Here is a 3,046-nt window from a genome sequence, read left to right on the forward strand (position 1 = left end):
ACCCCGCAGGTGCGAATGCACCGAGGAGCGTCGGACCGCCCGCTGAAAGCTTGAGTGCCTCGTGCTGAAATCAACAGGCAAATTTAACAGAGCCTTTATTAAAGATGGTCTGTCTTTTTAGAATACTGATTTTTTCCTGCTTTCCGGTTTTTTTCGCGCATCATATTTTTTTCATGGCGCAGCGCATTATTGTCTTGTGCCTTTTTGTCATTATCAGAAGTATGCGGCATAATAAAAATACCCCTTTCCCATTCTGTGAAGATTAGTCTTCAGCATGAAATCCAGCTGAAGTGCAGTCTTATTGTCTGTCAGAATGGAAAGGAGTATGTACGAATCTAGATTAGTCTGTTTTAAATGCGATTTTGAAAGAAAATGGCAATTGTGCCTGGGCCGGTATGGGATCCGATGGCAGAACCAATGGATGTGATATAAACCTCTTTCACATTTAGCTCGTCCAAGATTAAAGATTTCATTTCAAGGGCTGTTTCTTCATCGTCAGCATGACTAATGCCGACAATCTGATTTTCAAACGAAGTTCCTCTTTCTTTCATTAGTTCAATGATCCGGCGAAGAAGTTTCTTCTTGCCTCGCAGCTTTTCGATCGGAACGAGCTTTCCTTCTTCCACATGCAATAGTGGTTTAATGTTCAGCAATCCTCCTAAAAATGCAGAAGCTTTAGAAACACGGCCGCCTTTTGCTAAATATTCAAGATCGTTCACCGTGAATAAGCTTTCCAGGTGCTGACATCGGAATTCCACATCCTTTTGCACCTCTTCTTTGGAAGCGCCGAATTCCAATTTTTTTACAGCGGCTTTTACGATCAATCCGTATCCCAGGGAGGCAGCCTTGGAGTCTATAATGGTTAAATTAAAGTCAGGGTATTTCTCTTTTACTTGTTCGAGGATCATCACAGCTGTTTGGTAAGTACCTGAAAGCTCGGAGGAAAAAGCAATATAAATGCCGTCTTCATTTTGTTCAGCCATTTTTGTGAATGTTTCTTCAAACAGCAGCGGAGATACTTGTGAAGTTTTAGGCATCTGGCCTTTACGGATTGCGTCATAGACCTGTTTAGGCTCAATTGTAATTAAATCATCATATTCAGAATCATTTAAATGTACCTTTAACGGAAAAAGTGTGACTCCATTATCATTGAAAAAGCTTAGCGGTAAATCACACGCACTGTCAGCGAGTATTTTTACTGACATTTTTTTCACCTGCTTTCAAACTATATGAGATAAGTTTATAGAAATCAGCAAGAAAAAACAATGAAATGTGTTGAAATTGAAGCATTTTGGGTAAAGATTAAATAAGTGAAATTAGGGGGTTTACAATGGTTTGGTTAGAGACTAAGAAGGTTTTTATTGTTTTGATTGGAGCAGTATTGAATGCAATCGCAATGAATTTTTTCCTGATACCCGCAAATGTGTATGCAAGCGGGTTTACAGGTGTAGCACAGCTTCTTTCAAGTATTTTGGGCAGCTTTGCCTCAACAGGTATCCTGCTATTTATTCTGAATATCCCTGTTACTATATTGGCATGGAGAAAAGTTGGCAGATCGTTCACTGTCTATAGTTTTCTCAGCGTCTTTTTAATGTCGTTCTTTATGGAAGTCATACCCGTTATCCATGTTTCAAATGATATTTTGCTTAATGCAGTTTTCGGAGGAGTAATTGCGGCAGTTGGTGTTGGGATTACACTGAAGTGGGGGGCTTCTACAGGCGGAATGGATATTATAGCCATGGTATTGTCCCGAATGAAAGACAAACCAGTAGGTACATATTTTTTTACACTTAATGCCATCATTATAATATCGGCTGGATTTTTGTATGGCTGGGAAAAGGCTTTATATACGCTGGTCACACTTTATGCTTCTACAAGGGTCATTGATGCCATTCACACAAGGCACGAAAAGCTGACGGCACTTATCATTACGAAAAAATCTGAGGAAATGAAAAAGGCCATTCATGAACATCTTGTCCGTGGGATTACAACTATACCTGCGAGAGGAGCTTTTACAAACGAAAGCAAAGAAATGATGATGATCGTCATAACTCGTTATGAATTATTTGATCTTGAAAGAATTATTAAAGAAGTTGATCCAAATGCTTTTACCAATATTGTTCAAACAGCAGGTGTTTATGGTTTCTTCCGCAGAGACTAAATGACTGGAGGGATGGAGGATGCTGCGTTTATTTGCGGCTATGGCTATTTTTGCATTTTCTGTGCCTGGGCAAAATTTTGAGGCTGCGGGCAGTCAAAAACCTTATGATTTTGAAATTATACCCAATGCAGGGCCAGAAGCATTGGAAATGGATGTAATCTTGAGAAATACTGCGAGTTATCCATTGGAATTTGAATTTCCCACATCGCAAAAGTATGAAATAAAGATACATGATGCAAAAGGCAATGAGGTATACACATATTCAAACGGCAAGGCTTTTTTACAGGCCTTGCAAACACTCAGGTTAAATCCTGACGAAAGCATGATCTGGAAGGAAAAGTGGGGCTATGTTAAAGATGGCATTAGAGTGCCTGAAGGAGAGTACAGCATAAATGCCATATTGCAGGCAAGGAAATTAAACGATGAAACACTGGCAGACAAGCCGGCTTCTGAATCGTCCGTATATATACCGGGACAAAACCCTTCATTCCGGCATGCAAAGGCCAGCGGTGAACAAGGAATGTATACAGTTACTTTAGAAGCACGCTCTTTAAGCGGAAAGCTTTTTTATACTGTTGAAGATGGCCATAATGAGTTGATAGCTGAACGCCCGCTCCAAACAAAATCATCAGACTGGGAGCCTATTACAATAAGCTTAAGAATTCCTAAAGAGAAACTGCCGGAAAGCGGGTCTGTTATACTGTATTTGTATGAAAAAAGCCAAAAAGATGGAAGCATTATACATTCCTTTCCTATAGTACTGGAAAAAAGGTAAAGAAGAAGCTGACACAGCCTGAACTGTGCCCCAGTTTACGGACAGTTTTAAAAAAGCACCTATGCTGCTAGTAGATGACCCCGGTATTGTACCGGGGTCATTTTATTTAA

Annotated in this window: 4 protein-coding genes; 2 read left to right on the forward strand and 2 right to left on the reverse strand. The window is 39.9% G+C overall.

All coding sequences use genetic code 11. The features are described 5' to 3' along the window. Positions 1-98: 98 nt before the first annotated feature. Together L634_RS33155 and L634_RS0128305 are read right to left on the reverse strand one after the other, a co-directional pair. On the reverse strand, positions 99-230 hold the full coding sequence (locus L634_RS33155; RefSeq protein WP_084029058.1) for a DUF3941 domain-containing protein: 132 nt from the start codon (positions 228-230) through the stop codon (positions 99-101). Between the two features lie 120 nt (positions 231-350). After that, a complete protein-coding gene (locus L634_RS0128305) occupies positions 351-1,205 on the reverse strand; it encodes a DegV family protein (RefSeq protein WP_026585282.1) in 855 nt (284 codons plus the stop codon). Positions 1,206-1,330: 125 nt separating this feature from the next. Here L634_RS0128305 and L634_RS0128310 point away from each other — a divergent pair, with 125 nt between their 5' ends. After that, entirely contained in the window at positions 1,331-2,161 is an 831-nt protein-coding gene (locus L634_RS0128310) for a YitT family protein (protein ID WP_026585283.1), read from the forward strand. Positions 2,162-2,180: 19 nt separating this feature from the next. Continuing rightward, complete coding sequence (locus tag L634_RS0128315; RefSeq protein WP_026585284.1) at positions 2,181-2,936, forward strand: BsuPI-related putative proteinase inhibitor; 756 nt, start codon at positions 2,181-2,183, stop codon at positions 2,934-2,936. The last annotated feature ends 110 nt before the right edge of the window (positions 2,937-3,046 follow it).

The organism is Bacillus sp. J33, from assembly GCF_000518885.1.
In the GTDB taxonomy this organism is placed as follows: domain Bacteria; phylum Bacillota; class Bacilli; order Bacillales; family Cytobacillaceae; genus Cytobacillus.